Origin of the sequence: Providencia sp. PROV210, from assembly GCF_028479445.1 — a bacterium.
Taxonomy (GTDB): Bacteria; Pseudomonadota; Gammaproteobacteria; order Enterobacterales; family Enterobacteriaceae; genus Providencia; species Providencia rustigianii.
The window spans coordinates 19,333-37,550 of sequence record NZ_JAMPNQ010000012.1 but is presented as its reverse complement, the minus strand read 5'-3'; the positions used below and the strand labels follow the sequence as shown (position 1 = coordinate 37,550).

Annotated in this window: 19 protein-coding genes; 8 read left to right on the top strand and 11 right to left on the bottom strand. The window is 38.4% G+C overall.

What is annotated here, in order from left to right; translation table 11 throughout:
- Nucleotides 1-2 precede the first annotated feature (2 nt).
- The 7 genes from phoU (at nt 3) to hemN (ending at nt 7,399) form a co-directional block, all read left to right on the top strand.
- Nucleotides 3-716: a phosphate signaling complex protein PhoU gene (gene phoU / locus PR761_RS09060; protein WP_039854596.1), complete on the top strand. Its 714-nt coding sequence runs from the start codon at nt 3-5 to the stop codon at nt 714-716.
- A 264-nt stretch (nt 717-980) separates the two neighbouring features.
- Nucleotides 981-1,823 (top strand): ABC transporter substrate-binding protein, encoded by an 843-nt coding sequence (locus PR761_RS09055; protein ID WP_115163858.1) that lies wholly within the window; start codon nt 981-983, stop codon nt 1,821-1,823.
- Between the two features lie 76 nt (nt 1,824-1,899).
- A complete protein-coding gene (locus tag PR761_RS09050) occupies nt 1,900-2,652 on the top strand; it encodes an amino acid ABC transporter permease (RefSeq protein ID WP_006813820.1) in 753 nt (250 codons plus the stop codon).
- A 1-nt stretch (nt 2,653) separates the two neighbouring features.
- Complete coding sequence (locus PR761_RS09045) at nt 2,654-3,406, top strand: amino acid ABC transporter permease (protein ID WP_112835924.1); 753 nt, start codon at nt 2,654-2,656, stop codon at nt 3,404-3,406.
- A gap of 187 nt (nt 3,407-3,593) precedes the next feature.
- Complete coding sequence (locus PR761_RS09040) at nt 3,594-4,928, top strand: NCS2 family permease (RefSeq protein ID WP_006813817.1); 1,335 nt, start codon at nt 3,594-3,596, stop codon at nt 4,926-4,928.
- A 362-nt stretch (nt 4,929-5,290) separates the two neighbouring features.
- Nucleotides 5,291-5,809 carry a Der GTPase-activating protein YihI gene (gene yihI, locus PR761_RS09035; RefSeq protein WP_006813816.1) on the top strand — a complete coding sequence of 173 codons (519 nt, stop codon included), beginning with the start codon at nt 5,291-5,293 and terminating at the stop codon, nt 5,807-5,809.
- Nucleotides 5,810-6,025: 216 nt separating this feature from the next.
- Nucleotides 6,026-7,399, top strand: coding sequence for an oxygen-independent coproporphyrinogen III oxidase (hemN, locus tag PR761_RS09030; RefSeq protein WP_154610906.1), 1,374 nt, complete (start codon nt 6,026-6,028; stop codon nt 7,397-7,399).
- A 172-nt stretch (nt 7,400-7,571) separates the two neighbouring features.
- Here the strand turns inward: hemN and ampC are convergent, their stop codons facing one another.
- Nucleotides 7,572-8,714 carry a class C beta-lactamase gene (gene ampC, locus PR761_RS09025; RefSeq protein WP_154610905.1) on the bottom strand — a complete coding sequence of 381 codons (1,143 nt, stop codon included), beginning with the start codon at nt 8,712-8,714 and terminating at the stop codon, nt 7,572-7,574.
- Between the two features lie 154 nt (nt 8,715-8,868).
- Between ampC and PR761_RS09020 the strand changes: the two genes are divergently transcribed.
- Nucleotides 8,869-9,747, top strand: a complete 879-nt coding sequence (locus PR761_RS09020; RefSeq protein ID WP_039854591.1) for a LysR substrate-binding domain-containing protein — start codon at nt 8,869-8,871, stop codon at nt 9,745-9,747.
- Nucleotides 9,748-9,804: 57 nt separating this feature from the next.
- Here the strand turns inward: PR761_RS09020 and PR761_RS09015 are convergent, their stop codons facing one another.
- The 10 genes from PR761_RS09015 to PR761_RS08975 all read right to left on the bottom strand — a co-directional run bounded on the left by PR761_RS09015 (nt 9,805) and on the right by PR761_RS08975 (nt 17,784).
- Nucleotides 9,805-10,092 (bottom strand): helix-turn-helix domain-containing protein, encoded by a 288-nt coding sequence (locus PR761_RS09015; RefSeq protein ID WP_006813812.1) that lies wholly within the window; start codon nt 10,090-10,092, stop codon nt 9,805-9,807.
- A 59-nt stretch (nt 10,093-10,151) separates the two neighbouring features.
- The gene (locus PR761_RS17130; RefSeq protein ID WP_006813811.1) at nt 10,152-10,391 is read right to left on the bottom strand and encodes a helix-turn-helix domain-containing protein; all 240 of its coding nucleotides are present in this window, start codon (nt 10,389-10,391) and stop codon (nt 10,152-10,154) included.
- A 296-nt stretch (nt 10,392-10,687) separates the two neighbouring features.
- Nucleotides 10,688-11,656: a fimbrial protein gene (locus PR761_RS09010; RefSeq protein ID WP_006813810.1), complete on the bottom strand. Its 969-nt coding sequence runs from the start codon at nt 11,654-11,656 to the stop codon at nt 10,688-10,690.
- Entirely contained in the window at nt 11,653-11,928 is a 276-nt protein-coding gene (locus tag PR761_RS09005) for a helix-turn-helix domain-containing protein (RefSeq protein ID WP_006813809.1), read from the bottom strand. Before PR761_RS09005 ends, PR761_RS09010 begins: the two co-directional genes overlap by 4 nt.
- A 37-nt stretch (nt 11,929-11,965) precedes the next feature.
- Nucleotides 11,966-12,472, bottom strand: coding sequence for a fimbrial protein (locus tag PR761_RS09000; RefSeq protein WP_006813808.1), 507 nt, complete (start codon nt 12,470-12,472; stop codon nt 11,966-11,968).
- Between the two features lie 6 nt (nt 12,473-12,478).
- On the bottom strand, nt 12,479-12,988 hold the full coding sequence (locus tag PR761_RS08995; protein WP_006813807.1) for a fimbrial protein: 510 nt from the start codon (nt 12,986-12,988) through the stop codon (nt 12,479-12,481).
- Nucleotides 12,989-12,999: 11 nt separating this feature from the next.
- Nucleotides 13,000-13,980, bottom strand: a complete 981-nt coding sequence (locus PR761_RS08990; RefSeq protein WP_119246407.1) for a fimbrial protein — start codon at nt 13,978-13,980, stop codon at nt 13,000-13,002.
- Between the two features lie 10 nt (nt 13,981-13,990).
- Nucleotides 13,991-16,507, bottom strand: a complete 2,517-nt coding sequence (locus PR761_RS08985; RefSeq protein WP_126436256.1) for a fimbria/pilus outer membrane usher protein — start codon at nt 16,505-16,507, stop codon at nt 13,991-13,993.
- Nucleotides 16,508-16,532: 25 nt separating this feature from the next.
- A complete protein-coding gene (locus PR761_RS08980; protein ID WP_154610904.1) occupies nt 16,533-17,201 on the bottom strand; it encodes a fimbrial biogenesis chaperone in 669 nt (222 codons plus the stop codon).
- 58 nt (nt 17,202-17,259) lie between these two features.
- Nucleotides 17,260-17,784 carry a fimbrial protein gene (locus PR761_RS08975; protein ID WP_006813803.1) on the bottom strand — a complete coding sequence of 175 codons (525 nt, stop codon included), beginning with the start codon at nt 17,782-17,784 and terminating at the stop codon, nt 17,260-17,262.
- Nucleotides 17,785-18,218: the final 434 nt, after the last annotated feature.

Here is an 18,218-nt window from a genome sequence, read left to right as displayed (position 1 = left end):
CGATGGATACGCTGAATCACAACAAACATATATCAGGGCAGTTCAACGCTGAACTGGAACATATCCATACTGAGTTGATGACTATGGGAGGGCTGGTAGAAGAACAGCTCACCAAGGCGATCACTGCGATGCATAATCAGGATGAGGCCCTAGCGCGAGAAGTGATTGCCAATGACCACAAAGTCAACATGATGGAAGTGGCAATCGATGAAGAATGCGTCAAAATCATTGCAAAACGCCAACCAACGGCGAGTGACTTACGCTTGATTATGGCAATTTCCAAAACCATCGCTGAGTTGGAAAGAATCGGTGACGTGGCCGATAAAATTTGCCAAACCGCACTGGAGAAATTCTCTCATCAGCATCAGCCATTATTAGTTAGCCTAGAATCATTAGGTCGACACACAGTCCAAATGCTTCACGATGTTTTAGATGCATTTGCGCGTATGGATTTGGAAGAGGCTATCCGAATTTATCGTGAAGATGAAAAGGTGGACCAAGAGTACGAGGGAATTGTTCGTCAGCTAATGACTTATATGATGGAAGACCCGCGCACCATACCTAGCGTATTGACGGCACTATTTTGTGCGCGCTCCATTGAACGCATCGGCGATCGCTGCCAAAACATTTGTGAATTTATTTTTTACTATGTTAAAGGTCAGGATTTCCGCCATGTGGATGGGGATAATTTAGACAAAATGCTTACCAACAAATAAAAAATGTATTTCGTCGAGTAGTGGCTAGGTTGGCGGTATTTGGCTTAGCCACTATTCGTGCTTACCATCTTTCTTCTTGGCTCAATAAGAGTCTTAATCTTGCTTCATTTTAGGGGTCACTCCGATGGATATTCACCCCTTTTTTTATATCTCCATATATTCCAAATTGATATAAATATATTATTTAATATTATTTCAAGTGCTAAGAAATAGTTGATAGCTTGTGATGGTCGATTTACAAAAATTTACCGTTAGGGGTATTCAATGAAAGCTCGTATTCTTACTTCCGCACTTTTAGTTGCAGGTCTGGCGCTGACAGCGAATGTCGCTAGCGCAGACAAATTAGATGATATTAAACAAGCGGGAGTGATCCGCATTTCAGTTTTTGACAGTAATCCCCCATTCGGATTTATTGATCCTAAAACCAAAAAACTAGCCGGTTATGATATCGATATCGCCCAAGCGATCGCCGATGACCTTGGTGTAAAATTAGAACTACGCCCAACCAACCCTGCCAACCGTATTCCACTACTAACCTCTGGTAAAGTTGACCTGATCGGCGCTAACTTCACGATCACAGACGAACGTGCAAAGCAGGTGGATTTCTCCATTCCTGATTTTGCGACAGGACAAAAATTTATTGCCCGTAAAGGTGTACTGAAAATCCCTGAAGATATTGCTCCTCTGCGTATTGGTGCGGATAAAGGTACTGTGCAGGAAGTGACTCTGCGTGAACGTTTCCCAAATACCAAAGTCATTTCATATGATGATACTCCACAGGCCTTTGCTGCACTGCGTAATGGTAATGTCCAAGCGATCACTCAAGATGATGCCAAACTGGTGGGTTTATTAGGTAACTTACCGGAAAAAGTCAAAGCTGATTTTGAAATATCACCTTTTAGCCTGACAAAAGAGTATCAAGCACTGGCAGCAAGCAAAGGGGAAACTCGCTTAGTTGAAAGCGTGAATGAAACATTGCTGAAATTGGAAAAACAGGGCAAAGCGAACGAAATCTATAACCGTTGGTTTGGACCTGAAACTAAAGCCGCTCAACCTCGCGGAGAGTTTAAATTTGCACCACTGAGTCAGCAGCAACCTCAATCTTAATCATTATTGGTTGTTGAGATTTTCCAAACACCCCTGCCAATCACGCAGGGGTTGTTAGTTATGTAGAGGCACAATTATGTTTGAGACATTTTTTAGCGGTGACTTCTGGTCTGCGCATCTCTTAGCACCACAATATTTAGAGTGGTTTGGCTATGGCTTTTTGCTGACAGTCTGGATTTCCGTCTGCACGATTATTGCAGCCACACTATTAGGTTTCATTGTTGCCTCTGCAAGAGATAGCCAAATTGCCCCATTGCGCTGGTTTGTGAGCGCGTATATTTCAATTTTCCGCAACACGCCATTATTGGTGCAGCTCTTTTTTTGGTATTTCGCCTCAGGAGAAATTTTACCTGCATCGATGATGGAATGGTTGAATACACCCCATGAAGTCCACTTTTTTGGGGTGATGCTAAGCTGGCCATCATTTGAATTTTTAGCTGGGTTTGTTGGATTGACACTGTACACCGTGCCATTTATTGCTGAAGAAGTACGTTCTGGTATTCGTGGTGTACGCCAAGGACAAAAACAAGCGGCATTCGCGCTGGGCTTAACGTCATGGCAAGCGATGAAGCTGGTGGTTTTACCGCAAGCGGTCAAAATTGCCCTGCCACCATTACTTGGACAGTATATGAATGTGGTAAAAAACTCCTCATTGACGATGGCGATTGGTGTTGCTGAGCTGTCATATGTTTCGCGCCAAGTAGACAGCCAATCCTTACAAACATTTGCCGCCTTTGGTTTGGCTACCGTGTTGTACATCGCAATCATTGCGTTGATGGAAGGTTGGGGACAGTGGCGACAACAACGTAATTTGGCTCAGGGGGTATAAAATGGATTTTTCAGTCATAGAAGATAACTGGCAGTATTTACTGTTTGGCGCTTATCCTGATGGGCCTCTAGAAGGGGCGGCTTTAACCTTAATAATGAGCTTAGTGGCGGGTGCAGCTTCGGTTGTATTGGGTACATTAGGTGGTATTGCATTAGCCATGTTGCGCGGTTTTTGGGTAAATTTGTTCGCTGCGGTTTTAGGTTTTTTCCGCGCGATCCCCGTTATTATGCTGATTTTTTGGACATATTTTTTATTGCCAGTTGTACTCGGAACGGAGATCCCAGGGATCACAGCGGTAGTCTGTGCATTAGCGTTGATCACGTCTGCCTACTTAGCGCATGCGGTGAAAGCAGGCATTCTTGCTATAGGAAAAGGGCAGTGGCATGCGGGAATGTCTCTCGGTTTTAACCGCTGGCAAGTGCTAGGGTATATCGTCCTGCCTCAAGCGTTAAGAATGATGGTGCCGTCGTTTATTAATCAATGGGTGGCATTAATTAAAGATACTTCCCTTGCTTATATTGTTGGAGTGGCAGAGTTGTCATTCTTAGCTACCCAGGTGAATAACCGCGAAATGGTTTATCCGCTAGAAGTTTTTCTCTTTGTTGCATTTATCTATTTTGTTATGTGCTTATCGGTCGAAATTATAGCGAATCAAATAGCCAAAAAACTCAGTGATAAAAATGCAGTTCATCAGCGGTCAGCCAAACGAGGGCTATTATTTTGGCGACATCAAAAACTGATCGCACTGTCTTAGTGAATTGAAAAATGGCGGTATAATCGCCGCCATTAAATTCAACAATTGAATTTCCAGACAATTATCTTCATCTCTACAGTATCAGTTAGTTAGGACAAAATTGCCTATTAAAATGACGCAATCGTTTTCTTTTTCGTCATTTAGTTGTACCATTAGCCGAAAAAAACTTTTTTTAAGGCATGTTTAAATGAGTAATCAATCTTCTGGCTCTTCGCAACAACAGGGTCTGTTTCAGCGCGTGTTTAAATTACAAGAACACGGAACTACTGCTAGAACAGAAATCGTTGCAGGGTTTACCACTTTTCTGACGATGGTCTATATCGTCTTTGTTAACCCCCAAATTCTGTCTGTCGCGGGAATGGATATCAAAGCGGTATTCGTTACCACCTGCTTGATTGCGGCAATTGGTAGTATCTTTATGGGTCTGTTGGCAAATTTGCCAATCGCAGTCGCTCCAGCGATGGGGTTGAACGCCTTCTTTGCTTTTGTGGTGGTCGGTGCCATGGGATATTCATGGCAAGTGGCTATGGGAGCGGTGTTCTGGGGAGCGGTCGGCCTCTTTATTTTGACACTATTTCGCATTCGTTACTGGATTATCGCGAATATCCCTCTTAGTTTACGGGTGGGGATCACCAGTGGTATCGGTTTATTCATCGCCATGATGGGATTGAAAAACTCCGGTATTATCGTAGCAAACCCAGATACTTTAGTTTCAATTGGTAATTTGACTCACCATAACGTTTGGCTGGGTGCATTAGGCTTTTTCATCATTGCCATTTTAGCTGCACGTAATATTCATGCCGCAGTGTTAGTGTCTATCGCGGTCACAACATTGATTGGTCTGGCTTTAGGCGATGTAAAATATAGCGGTATATTCTCAATGCCGCCAAGTATTACCAGTGTGGTGGGGCAAGTTGAATTTGTTGCTTCATTTGACCTCGCGTTATCCGGCGTTATTTTCGCATTTATGTTAGTTAACTTGTTTGACTCCTCTGGCACCATGATTGGGGTTACCGATAAGGCGGGTATTACTAACGAGCGCGGTACTTTCCCCCGCATGAAACAAGCTTTATATGTTGATAGCTTAAGTTCTGTGGCTGGTTCTGCGATGGGAACCTCTTCAGTGACGGCGTATATCGAAAGCTCCTCTGGAGTTTCCGTCGGTGGTCGTACAGGTTTAACGGCAATTGTTGTCGGTGTTTTATTCCTACTGACCATGTTTATCTCTCCGCTGGCAGGCATGGTTCCTGCGTATGCAACGGCGGGTGCGCTGATTTATGTCGGGGTGCTGATGACCTCCAGCTTGACGCGGGTAAAATGGGATGATTTAACCGAATCCGTTCCTGCCTTTATCACTGCGGTCATGATGCCATTCAGTTTCTCAATTACTGAAGGTATTGCGCTGGGCTTTATCGCTTATTGTGCGATGAAAATTGGTACTGGGCGCTGGCGTGATCTGAGCCTGTGTGTAATTTTAGTGGCGGCGATGTTTTTGTTAAAAATGATCCTCGTTGACGCCTAATATTCGTCATACTTCAAGCTGTGGCGTTGTTGTCTTCTCTCGGCTACTCGGGTCACATACTTATGTATGCTCCCCGAGATAACCTCGATTGACGATTAGCCACAACTTGAATTAGTTAGAATATTGGTCAGGTGATCATTTTCTTTAGGTAAAAGCTATTTAGAAGATTAATACCCCCTCAGCTGGCTCTCCCTTTTTTGTTGCTTGCATGCAACTCAAATTATTTAAGGTATAATCATTAAGGTACTGCTGCGAATGCAAAGTGAGAGAAAATTCACCTAAATTGCAAAGTAGTGCTTTCACCGCTTAAGAGATCCTGCTAGATTCCGCAGCAGAAACTGATTTTATCAAGGTAGCAAACCATGAATTCACCAAAAAAACCAACCAGCAATCTGAAGAAAAAATACCGCAAGACAAAAGAAGAGATTAACGCGGAAGGTCGTGAGCGTAAGCGCGAGAAAAAACATCGCGGTCATAAGTCTGGTAGCCGTAACCAAGATGGCACTTCAAATGGTCAAAAAAATGGGCAAAATACTCAGGCCGACCCACGCCTAGGTAGCAAAAAGCCAATTCCATTAATTGTGGAGGGTAACCAGCCAGTTGCACGCCCTGTTGCGAAAGAAAAAGTCGTCGTTAAAGAAAAAATGACGCCAGAAAAAGAGCTGGAAATGCTAGAAAGCGATGATCGCTTAGATGGCTTACTAGCACGCCTCGAAGAGGGTGAAACCATCACAGAGCAAGAGCAAAACTATATCGAAACTTGCTTAGACCGCATTGATGAGTTGATGAAACTCCTCGGTATTGAATATGTGGAAGAAGAAGGTGACGAAGAGGAAGAAGAGAAGTTTGATGACATTATGCGCATCTTAAAAAGTAAATAATCTCTCCACCTCAATTTTCCTCCTGTAAATTACGGGAGGAAAATTATCACTATCTCCGCTAATCTTCTTTTTCTTTGATGTTGCATCAGATCTGTTTTTCCTAACATCGCTATAATCTTTTCGGTATAGACTCTTTACATAAATCGCCAAAAAATAATCTAAAGAGACATAATTAATAGTGATGCTTTCGAGCTTGTGGTCAATTGAGGAATATGAATGTCAGAGCAAAATATCGTTTGGGATCTTGCGTTAATCCAAAAATATAACTATTCGGGTCCACGCTATACCTCTTATCCAACAGCCTTAGAGTTTAATCAAGACTACGATGAGCAGGCCTTTATTGCAGCCACTCAGCGCTATCCTGAGCGCCCGTTATCTCTGTATGTGCATATTCCATTTTGCCATAAACTTTGTTATTTCTGTGGCTGTAATAAGCTGGTGACTCGCCAAAAACATAAGGCGGATGAGTATTTACAAGTCATTGAAAAAGAAATTATTCAGCGAGCAGCATTACTTAAAAACCGGACCGTGACTCAGATGCATTGGGGCGGTGGTACACCAACTTACCTCGATAAAGCGCAAGTGAGCCACTTAGTTGGTTTGCTGAAAAAACATTTCCATTTTGCACCGAATGCGGAGATGTCCATTGAAGTCGATCCCCGTGAAATTGAACTCGATATGATTGATCACTTACGTAGTGAAGGCTTTAATCGCTTGAGTATGGGGGTGCAAGATTTCAATAAAGAAGTGCAGATTCTTGTTAACCGAGAGCAAGATGAAGAGTTTATTTTCGCGTTAATCAAACGCGCAAAAGAAACTGGTTTCACCTCTACCAGTATCGATTTGATTTACGGTTTACCAAAACAAACGCCAGAAAGTTTTGCATTTACTCTGAAAAAGGTTGCCGAGCTAGCGCCAGACCGTTTGAGTGTTTTTAACTACGCCCACTTACCCAATTTATTTGCGGCGCAGCGTAAAATCAAAGATGAAGACCTACCAACCGCAGAGCAAAAGCTGGATATACTGCAAGAAACCATTGCAACACTGACCTCGGACGGCTACCAATTTATTGGTATGGATCACTTTGCTCGTCCTGAAGATGAGCTGGCAGTGGCACAGCGTGACGGAATTTTACACCGTAATTTCCAAGGTTATACCACCCAAGGGGACTGCGACCTATTAGGTCTCGGGGTTTCGGCGATCAGCATGCTGGGGGATAACTATGCCCAAAACCAAAAAGATTTAAAAACCTATTATGCGCAAGTGGAAGAAAAAGGGCATGCTCTCTGGCGTGGGTTGGTATTAACCGATGATGATTGCCTACGTCGAGATGTTATCAAAACCTTAATTTGTAACTTCCAACTGAACTTTGCTCAAATCGAAGCGCTATATCCCATTGATTTTAAATCTTACTTTAAAGAAGATTTAGAGTTACTGAAGCCAATGGAGGATGATGGGCTGGTGGAAATCAGTGAAACGGGAATAACAGTCACGCCACAAGGGCGTTTGCTGATCCGTAATGTGTGTATGTGTTTTGATGTTTATTTACGGGGGCAGATGAGGCAGCGCCAATTCTCCCGTGTCATCTGAATACTCTTCATATTTCGTGCTGTCGCGTTGTTGGCTACGTTCGCTAACCCTAGTCACATACTTATGTATGCTCCTAGGGCTTAGCTTCTCTTGCCGCCTAGCGACAGAACGAACTATTTAGAACATTCTATATTTTGAATATTTCGCGCTTGGTGCTTTAAATGCTTCGAGACTAATTCTTCACTTTTTCGATTAATTGGTAGGTTGCGTTGATGCGTTCAGGGATTGGATACCATTGGTTGGAGAGCAACACGATGCCAATTTTTTCCTCTGGAATAAATACCGCGTAAGTGGCAAATCCGCTCGTCGAACCCGTTTTGTTATACAGAGCGCGGGATTCCGGTGGCATTGGCGGTTGAATAGCTTCAACTTTTTGAGGTTTCAGCGCCATATCATCGCGATTACCTTGTTGTAATTGTGCCAAAGAAACTGGCCACGGATAGCTTTCCCACATCAAATCTTGCACAAACGAATCCGTCATATACACCCCAGTATGGGTATCTTCCACCGCTTCCTGCCAAGGTTTCTTCACATCGACCACTTGCATATTAATATCTAAAAAACGAATCAAATCTTTGGCTGTGGATTTCAAACCATAAGCCTCGTTATCCAGTATTTGTGGTGTCACTCGGACAGGTTGATGCTGCTTATTATAACCTTGTGCATAATTTTGCTGCTGATCTTGCGGAACCTGTAAATAGGTATGTTTCAGTCCTAATGCCGGTAACATCGTATTTTCCATGGCTTCAGGAAATGTGGTATTCAACTGTTTCGCCGTAATAATTCCCAATAATCCCACACCTAAATTGGAGTAAGAGCGATATTGTCCGATAGGCTTTTCTGGAGACCATTGTTGGTAATAGCTTATTAGCTCGGCACTATTGGTCACGGCATCGGGAACAAAAATGGATAAGCCAGAGGTATGTGTGGCTAAATTCATCACTGTCACTTTATCAAACACTGTATTTTTTAATTCTGGCACATAGTGGCTGACCGCTTGAGAAAAATCGAGTTTACCTTGCCCTTGGGCATAGGCCGCTAAGGTTGCTGTAAATGTCTTTGATAACGAGCCAATTTCATACAGCGTATTATCTGTTACAGGGGCTTTTGTCTGTTTGGATTGAATCCCATAGTGATAAATAAAATGTTTTCCGTCGACGGAAATAGCCACAGACATACCCGGAATTTGCTGCTGTTTCATCAGGGGCTTAATAATGCTATCCACATCATGTTGAGTGAATGCAGCACTTGAAAATGAAGCAAATGCCAAACTAAGGGCGATAGCTGTCTGCCCATGATGAAAAATATTTTTCATACTGATATCCATTTAAATGCAAGTTTTAGTTATGATTAAAGAGCGATAAAATTTGCGCTATAACCGTAGAAAGTGTGACTCTGGTGGTGGAGTATGCGGTTTTAATTCAATAATTAAAAACGAGATAAAATTCGATGAGGCAAAAGAAAATCTTATGGCTGACAATTCCCGTCACCGATTACCGCTGAATGCATTGAGAGCATTTGAAGCCTCTGCTCGCCATCTGAGTTTTACGCGTGCAGGGATGGAATTGAATGTGACTCAAGCAGCGGTGAGCCAGCAGGTTCGTTTACTGGAAGAACAGTTAGGTCTGGAATTATTTATTCGCTTACCAAGGGGCTTGGCTCTCACTGATGAGGGATCGGCACTACTGCCCGTTTTAAGCCGCTCTTTTGATCAAATCGAAGCGCTATTACAACAATTTGACGATGGTCATTATCATGAAGTGTTGAATATTTCTGTAGTAGGAACCTTTGCTGTTGGTTGGCTATTGCCGCGTTTGTCTCGTTTTTCTGAACTCTATCCGTATATTGATTTACGGATCATGACCCATAATAACGTGGTGAATTTAGCAGGGGAAGGGGTTGATTTTGCTATTCGCTTTGGGGAAGGTCTATGGCCGTTAGTGGACAATACTCCGTTATTTTCTGCACCGCATACGGTGCTGTGTTCAGAAAAAATTGCCAAGCAACTTAATCATCCTACAGATTTGAAAAACTATCCGTTAATGCGCTCTTATCGCAAAGATGAATGGGAAAAGTGGTTTTTGGCAGCAAAAATTGAACCATGGCGAGTTAAAGGGCCGATTTTTGATTCTTCTCGTTTAATGGTTGAAGCCGCTTTATTTTCCGATAGCGTAGCTATTGCCCCAAGCTGCATGTTTGAGCGTGAGTTAAGTGCGGGGGATGTGGTGCAACCGTTTGATATTTCTGTCACGTTAGGGGGATATTGGCTAAGCCGTTTGAAATCCAAGCCGATGACGCCAGCGATGAATATTTTTCGTAACTGGTTACTTGAGGAATCAAAACGCTAATCATATCGGTGCCTAAAAAGTTAGACACCGATTAAAGAAGTAAATTTCTACTTGTGATTAGAATACGACTACTTCTGCTGTGTAATAGTTTTTTTGGAGAGCGTTTTCTTCATTATGGTTATTATGTCTATCAAATTCCGAAAAGAAATAGATTGGTTCTACTGAGAATATTTGAGAGAGAAGGTAAATAGTATCTACGTGGATATTGACTTCTCCATTTTCATAGCGTGATTGATGCTGCTGGCTGATACCCATAAGTTCACTGAGTTTCTTTCCACTCATTCCATGGCTTTCTCTTAGTGTTCTTATTTTTAGACCTACGGATTTGGATATTCGTTTTCCCATGTTATTAACTCCAAATAAATATACATGTAAATTTAATTAATGAAATTTAATTTTTATAGCTAATGAATTATTTGGTTGCGATTGATATATAATAGATCATTGAAATCAACACTAAAATAACTCACGTATTGTGCTAATCTATCTAAACTAATTCTATTAATACCTCTCTCATATCGTGATTGTTGTTGTTCACTGATACCAATCACTATTGAAACATCTAATAATGAAGCTCCTTGTATTTTTCTATAATATAAAATTCTATCACCAACTAATTTTGATATAGGATAGTATTTAGGCATAGATAACCTCATTTATTAAGTGAATTGCTGTTTTATGTACAAAAATGAATGAAAATATTAGCGTATTTTTTAATCAATAATTTTTAGAATGATATGACTTTTATTACTTTATCAGATGAGATTTTAATTAAGAATAGATTTAGATCATTAAAGCATTTTTTATTAAATTAATATGAATTCAATAACAATCTTTTAATGATGGTTTTTATATATTCATAATTATATAAATCTGAAAATATAAAGATTTATTTTTATATTAAATTCTTCTAATTTTTCATTGAACACTTTATCCAACGCTATTCATAAGTAATATTAACGATTGCTGTGCTATTTGCCTTTCCTGGTGTTATTTTATTTGAAATTTTAATATAACGAGCTTTCCAGTTTAATTTATAATCACCAGCAGGTAATTTACTAACTGTGTTATTTTTAGTTTCCAATTTTATTGGAATATTATTACCATTTAGTAACTGTATTGCTATACCCGTAGCTGAATTATTACCCGATAATTTAATCTTGCCTGTCTCTGTATCTACATAGCCTGCACTACTAGTAATGGTCGTTTTTATATTCGTTCCAGCGGCACAATTTAGGGTGATTGGTATATTAACACTAGCACTTACATCACCAATATTTTTAAACTGGGTATCGTACCAATCACCTAAATTTACCGTGTAATTATTAGATTTTGTACTACATTGTGCGACGTTTACTCGAACTGCATTTAGTGGAATATTTAATGTACTGATGTTCCAATTTATATGATTGGGATTTTCTTGAATTAATCGAGCAATAGCACCATTTCTAAGTGTGTTTGATTGTGTCACTCGGCCTCTTTTTTTCAAAACAAAAACCCATCTAGGACCTTCAATTGACCATGTTAGACGGTTAGCTACAGGATATTCCCCATAAAAATCTAAAGCTCCTATACCTAATGCTCTAATTTCTACGTTGACCCCAGGAATATTTGTAGGTGCAATTTTATTTAAATTAGGCGTCCAGCCATTGATATAGCTTGCGTGTAGCCTTGCCTGCCCACATAGCCCATTTTTTTCGGAGAAAGTATTTACATAATCATTGGCAAACCTAATGACAAATACACCTAAATCTCGTGAAGAGTTGTCATCATACTGAACTGTATGTGTCTGCGAAGGTACATTAACATGAATGTTTTTTAAGTTAGGATTTTGAATACAGGCTGAATATGCGCATGTAGAATATAATAATGCCGATGTAACTATTATGTTGAAATTAGATTTTTTCATGGTTTTTTCTCTATAACATTAGATAAGTTTTTTAGATGCTCCTTCTCTATTCGATTAAAATCGAAAAATATAAATATACTAATCTTAAATATATTTGCATATTGATTTAATCTATCTAAGTTAATTCTATTAAGACCTCGTTCATATCTTGATTGTTGCTGTTGACTCACTCCAATCATTTTTGCTAATTGATTTAGAGTTATTCCATTTGATTTTCGATAGTAAGTTATTTTACTACCAATCATTTTAGATACTGGATAATAATTATTCATTATACTTAACTCCTTATAATGAAATTAAAACAATTTTTTAATTATAAGATAAGGTAAATTCAAGATGACTTTTAAATGAACCCGTAGTCATTCCGCTGCCGTATCCGGCCATTCTCGCTGAAAACGCAATTTCAGCGCTGTGAGTTTGACTATTAATGGGAACAGTTAGTTTTGTACCATTTTTCACAAGCGATTTATTTGTTCCTGTCGTTAAATTTAATGCTACATTTTTCGCTGTACCATTATTTATAAAATGATCTGGATTTATTGGGTCAATTGTACCGGTTAGCGTAATAATAGCTCCTTTAGTATTTATAGGGCAATTTTTTAATTTAATGGAGAAGTTAACCCAGGATGATGTTTGGGTATTTTTAATATTCCATATGTTAACTTTCTTTAAATCTATTTGATAATTTTTATTATCAACCTCACAGGGCATAGCAGTCACTGAACCAAATATATTTATTTTAACAGCTTCACCCATAGTAAATAAAGAGTATGTAAGGAGTGGTAGTGCAAGCGCTAGTCTTTTCATGTTATCCATCCTTATTTATAAATAGGTAATAGTTGCAGTAATATTAGCAGATATAGAGCCAGGAACTACATTTCCGACAGAGCTAAATGCCCGAGTTCGTAAAGGAATATTAATTGTAGTTTGATTATTTAACGGAACTAGTAAAACTTTATTATTACCAAGAGGGGTTGTCCCACTACTATTTTGTAATTGAATGGCGATATTTGTTGCAGTCCCTTGGTTCTTATAAAGACTATTGATATCTGCTGCATCAGCAGTACCAGTAAATGTCAATCTCACCTGATTTATGTAGGTTGAACAGTTGTTTAGACTAATGTTGAATGCAGTCCAACTAGAACCTGATTTTGCTGCATTAAATAATCCAGCAGGTAATTTATTTAGGTCAATATTAATATTGCTCCCACCGGAAATATTACAGGTTGCTGCTTTAATATTCCCTGTGAAGTTTAAATTTATCGTGCTAGCTGCAATAGCTTGATAGCTGATAAATAAGCTAATAATAAAAATAAATTTAATCGATTTCATTTTAATTACCTTTATTCATATCGAATATTGACAGTTGCAGTGGCATTAGCTGAGCCAGGGGTGATACTATTAGCTGTTTTTATATATTGAGCTTTCCAATTAAAAATATAGTCACCAGAAGGCACATTATTTTGCAAGCTATTTTTAGTATTTAGCTTGATCGGGTTATTATTTTTATCTAATAATTGTATAGCTATACCTGTCGCACTATTTGTTCCTGTTAATCCTAGTTTTCCTGTGGCAGTATCAACATAACTAGTACTTGTTACGGTTGCTTTAATATTTGTTCCCGCTGCACATGTTAAAGTAATTGGGATGTTTACTGGAGTGCTCGTGGAACCAATATTAGGAAATTGAGTATCATACCAATCCTTCATGTTAATATTGTAAATCGACTGATTATTTTTTAATGAACAATTAACTACAGAAATTCTATAATTATTTGCAAAGCTAAGCGTTGCTCCTAAAAAACTGGTGCCTGTTTTAGTATTGTATTGTGTTAAATTTACAATTTGTCCACTTCTTATCGTACCGGAACTAGCAATTGTTCCTGTTTTTAATATCTCAATGTTCCAACCGACAGGACCTGGTAATTTCCAAGATCCTGATGCTGTAATTGATTTTGTAGGGATATAATCAGGTACGCTAGGGTTATTAAATTTAATCCGTACTCCAACCCCAGGAATATTAGTCGGTACAATTTTACTTGAATTAGCCACCCAGTTATTTACATAGAAAAGATTTAAGTATCCGCCACAATCACTTTCATACTCCATTGAAAAATAATAGTCATCAGTAAATGCTTCAATATAATGCCTTGCCAATACATAGTCATTTGCAAGTAAATTATCATATTGTACATAAATAGTTCTGTCTGGTATGTTGTGATGGGCAGTGTAAGTACCTTTAATGCACTCAGCATAGGATGAGTAAGAATAAAAAAACAGGCACAAGAATAATAAAGTTAATTTATATATTATTTTATTCATTATGATATACCTACTATTGACAAGTTGCAGTAGTTTTATATAAACCCAAATAATTTGATGCACCTGCTAAGTTATAATTAACCTGACACTGCTGCTTATCATTATATTGAATAATAAAATGGCCATTTTCAGCTAGGCCGGATAAATATAATTCACCGTCATTGCCAACCATCCCATTAAGCTGATTGTTATCGGCAAATATAGCTTGTGAGCCAAATGGAACGGGTTTACCGTCAGCAAAGCGAATTACCATAATGGTTCGATAGCCCACATTGGCTGAAAAACTGGCTTTGGCTATGGCGCCACGACTTGGAGAGACGCTTTGGCTAGTGAGTTCCATTTCGGTATTTTCAGGTAATGCTGAAGTATCAATATCAATCGTGTTTTTACGATAGGCACTGAGATAGGGAACTAAGGCATATCCTTGGTTATTGGTGACGACCCCTGCTTGGTTTAGTATAGGGACATCCCCTGCATTAGGAACTTCAATGATTGCCGCAGTTTCACCAAGTTGTTGGCCGAGCACGAGGCCGCCGGAGTGTACAACTAGACTACCATTAGCTCCGTAATAGAGATTGTAGCTCTCTTTGCTGTAGCCACTCCCTCCCGAGATTTCACCATATTGCCCTTTGTAGGAAGCATTCATATTACCGGATGTACCCGAATCTTTATTGGTAAATCCTTGCTGCATACTCCAGTTTAAACGGTTATTTAATTGAGATGCGGATACGCCCATGCTGCCCGTACTTGAGCTATTACTGCTACTATTGCTGTTGAAGTTGTAGTAAAACGCATCATCAAATACCGTAAATGGCACACTGATTGAAAATGCGAATTGATGATCATTCTCAGTTTTATTTTGACTGCCTGACGCATGCGAATAACTATTGGTATTCATGTTATAGGTGTAGTTGAGACTATAACTAATACCCTGCCAACTATTGTTATAGCCCAAGGTTGCTGATTGAGTTTTACGGTTACTATTCCAGTAGTCTTCATTGATATAGCCTGCTGATATTGAGCCGTAGGTATCCCCTAAGTTTTGACTTAGTGTAATTTCACCTCGGTTACGACGACGCTCGATTTCTGGGGCGTAGCTGGTATCTCTAAAGCTATCAAATACTTCAGCTAAACTATAGAAACCTTTAGTCGAATAGCGGTAACCCGCTAAGGCAATATTGGTACCGATATCATTAAGATTTTTGTTATAGCGGAAACGATAAGATTGACCACTTTCTTTTTGACCATTACTCAGTGTTGAGTCTGCGTGAGTGATGTCGACAGAAAGTGCACCGAAGCGCCCTAGATTTTGCCCTGTACCAATCGAATATGACTGATAATGTTCACTGAGTTGGCTACCTCCGTAAGCAGTAATGCCGTAAGGTAAACCATAGATTAATGTTAATTGACCAAAGTGGGTCTTATCTACATGGCTATCATAAGAGCGATATTGTCCTGCTGTTGCGCTATAAGACATATAGCCTTCACGCTGTAATACAGGCAAAGAGGCAAACGGTACTATTTGATATTGTTCGCTTCCATTGGATTCCTTGATAGTGACATGCAGGTCACCACTTCCTCCTGTTGGATATAAATCCGTAATTTCAAACGGTCCTGCTGCGACTTCTGTCTGGTAAATGGTGTAGCCATTTTGACGAATAGTAATTTGGGCATTGCTGCGAGCTATTCCTCGAACTACGGGTGCATAGCCACGCAGGCTTTCTGGATACATATCATCATCGGTTGCTAGTTGTGCACCGCGAAATGGTACGCTGTCAAATACTTGCGATGGCGAAACGCTATCGCCCAGCATTAGCTGACTTTTGATTTTATTAATACCTCGAGAGGCATAGGTATAAATAGTGTCCCATTTACCGGACTGGTTATCATTGTTTGACCATGTTGTATAATTACGTAAACGCCATGCTCCAATATTTAAACCGGGTCTTAAGTTAACATAATGAGATGTAGTATCTGATCCATTCTTTTTACGGTCATAATTTTTTGATCCGTTATAACTGTAATTCAGTAATAATGCTGTAATACCATTATCAATATCTGCAAGATCAACAAAACCACGTGGATTTCGTGATAAAGCAATTTGAGGAATACTTAAATAGAGTCTTTGTGCATCGAATTCAAATGTACTTTTTACATCTGGAATTGCGAATAAATTTACACAGCTTTGACCTGAACCTTGTAATTCTGGGTATTCTTCAGTTTTTACACCAAATTCTTTTAAATCCATTAAGGATAAACAAGGTAGTAATTGGCTATTGTTATTTTTATCAAATTTGATGTTTTTTGCTCCAATTAAGTTAGTATTTACATAAATATCAACATAATATTGGCCTGCTAATTGTTCGTTATTTTCAAATTGTGATAAATCAACTACATCCTTATTGGGTAATTCTAAAAAATCCGGATCAAAATAGATGTTATTTCCTGCTTGGATACGATCTTCAGCATGTAAGGATGTGATATAGCCTAAAGATAAAAATAGACTAAAGCATATTTTATTTATTTTCATTATGGGAACCTACAAATCTATAATACTATATTTTTATTTCTGACGGCTCAGATGCGGCACCGTAGTCATTAATAACTTCCCAAGTGACAGTACCATTGTTGGTGCTGTCATTTATTTCAAAAGATGTGGAAGAAAAAGGCGCAGCATAAGATACGTCATTAGCTTTTTTTCCATTAAAGGTAATGCTTTGAAAATTCATAAAATAAGGCGTTGGGTTTTTCACAGTAATTTTATTGCCAGATTTTGACCAAATCAGCTGTTTTTGTTCTTTAACAAAGTCGACATTTTTTAATGATTTTGGACGATAAATTAATTTCATCTGTGTTTTAAATGCAATCTGTAATGAATTCTCTGTACGTTCTGTCGCAGGAATCGTTTTTACATTTAACCAAAATAATGACTCTTTATCATTGGGTAATTTATTTTCAGTTAAGAAAATACGTAGTGCATTCGTTTTATCAGCATTGAGCCGAAATAATGGTGGTGTGATAGTGAAATCTGATTGTTTTTTTTCATCAATGTTGTCAATCCATGACTGAATTAGATATGGGATTTTATCAGGGTTTTCAACGCTGATGCTAACATCTTTATTTCCTTCATGATAAATTACTCGTGTCCCACCAATAATAACGCCGGCATTAGCAATATTTGTTATTAAAAATAAAGAGATGAAAAAACTAATAATATATTTCATTCGAACACCATTAAGTAAAAGAAATGAGGTTTAATTCCTTTTAAACCTCATAATTTAATTAGTTATAATTAATTGTAAATGTTGCAGTGCCATTTGCTGGACCGGTTGTAACCGTATCTGATTTTGCAATATAACGTGCTCTGAAATCTAAGCTATTTTCAACACCATTTTTTAACGGGTATGTCTTAGAAGCTGTAAATAATGGAATAATAGTATTTACATCATCAGTAATTTGAATTCCAACACCTGTAGCTACGCCAGTTTCTTGCTTCAGTTTAATAACACTGTCATCACCTAAATAAGATTCGGCATCAAATTTAACTGAGGCTGCGGTTACTGTTGTTGGGCAGTTAATTAATTTTATAGTAAATTTAGTTGCGGCAGCTGTGCTTCCTGCACTTGGTAATGCTTTTTTAGAAACTTTACCTAAATTCACTTTTAATGCATCTGAGCCAGCAGCCAATTCACAGGCTTGATCAGTAATTTCACCCGTAAAATCAATTGTACCATCGGCAGCTAGTGCATTATTAATTGCGAAAATTGAGGTTGCAGCAATTAAAGATGCGAGTAAGTTTTTTTTCATTCATTTCTCTCCATAAAGTATTTTTCAAAAATTGAGAGCGAATAAAATAAACGCTTACTCAACTGATGGATATTTTGTGACTATTTTAATAAATAAACAAGTTTTGCTAATTTTGAATTTAAATATTAATTATTTATATTTATTTTTATTAAATTTCAAATCAACACACTATAGGTTATTTTTCGGTTTTATTTTGTTGATTAACTCTGGCTTGTTTGTTTATTTAATAATTAATATATTAAAATAACAATATAAACCTGAAGTTAAATTTAGGATGTTTTTTTTAAACAATATCTCTCGGATATGGTGATTATTTAGAGTTAAATTTTTAAAATCGATTTTTGAGGTAGGGAGTGGTCATCAAATATGTATCATCTTAAAATAATAATATATTTATTAAGTCTATTTAGTATAGTCTAAATTAAATAGTTCAT

Coding starts and splice junctions, on each gene's coding strand:
- phoU (WP_039854596.1), top strand. CDS start 3: ATGGATACGCTGAATCACAACAAACATATATCAGGGCAGTTCAACGCT.
- PR761_RS09040 (WP_006813817.1), top strand. CDS start 3,594: ATGAGTAATCAATCTTCTGGCTCTTCGCAACAACAGGGTCTGTTTCAG.
- PR761_RS08980 (WP_154610904.1), bottom strand. CDS start 17,201: ATGAAATATATTATTAGTTTTTTCATCTCTTTATTTTTAATAACAAAT.
- PR761_RS09000 (WP_006813808.1), bottom strand. CDS start 12,472: ATGGATAACATGAAAAGACTAGCGCTTGCACTACCACTCCTTACATAC.
- PR761_RS08985 (WP_126436256.1), bottom strand. CDS start 16,507: ATGAAAATAAATAAAATATGCTTTAGTCTATTTTTATCTTTAGGCTAT.
- yihI (WP_006813816.1), top strand. CDS start 5,291: ATGAATTCACCAAAAAAACCAACCAGCAATCTGAAGAAAAAATACCGC.
- hemN (WP_154610906.1), top strand. CDS start 6,026: ATGTCAGAGCAAAATATCGTTTGGGATCTTGCGTTAATCCAAAAATAT.
- PR761_RS09015 (WP_006813812.1), bottom strand. CDS start 10,092: ATGGGAAAACGAATATCCAAATCCGTAGGTCTAAAAATAAGAACACTA.
- PR761_RS09055 (WP_115163858.1), top strand. CDS start 981: ATGAAAGCTCGTATTCTTACTTCCGCACTTTTAGTTGCAGGTCTGGCG.
- PR761_RS09010 (WP_006813810.1), bottom strand. CDS start 11,656: ATGAAAAAATCTAATTTCAACATAATAGTTACATCGGCATTATTATAT.
- PR761_RS08995 (WP_006813807.1), bottom strand. CDS start 12,988: ATGAAATCGATTAAATTTATTTTTATTATTAGCTTATTTATCAGCTAT.
- PR761_RS08975 (WP_006813803.1), bottom strand. CDS start 17,784: ATGAAAAAAAACTTACTCGCATCTTTAATTGCTGCAACCTCAATTTTC.
- PR761_RS09050 (WP_006813820.1), top strand. CDS start 1,900: ATGTTTGAGACATTTTTTAGCGGTGACTTCTGGTCTGCGCATCTCTTA.
- PR761_RS17130 (WP_006813811.1), bottom strand. CDS start 10,391: ATGCCTAAATACTATCCTATATCAAAATTAGTTGGTGATAGAATTTTA.
- PR761_RS09045 (WP_112835924.1), top strand. CDS start 2,654: ATGGATTTTTCAGTCATAGAAGATAACTGGCAGTATTTACTGTTTGGC.
- PR761_RS09005 (WP_006813809.1), bottom strand. CDS start 11,928: ATGAATAATTATTATCCAGTATCTAAAATGATTGGTAGTAAAATAACT.
- PR761_RS09020 (WP_039854591.1), top strand. CDS start 8,869: ATGGCTGACAATTCCCGTCACCGATTACCGCTGAATGCATTGAGAGCA.
- ampC (WP_154610905.1), bottom strand. CDS start 8,714: ATGAAAAATATTTTTCATCATGGGCAGACAGCTATCGCCCTTAGTTTG.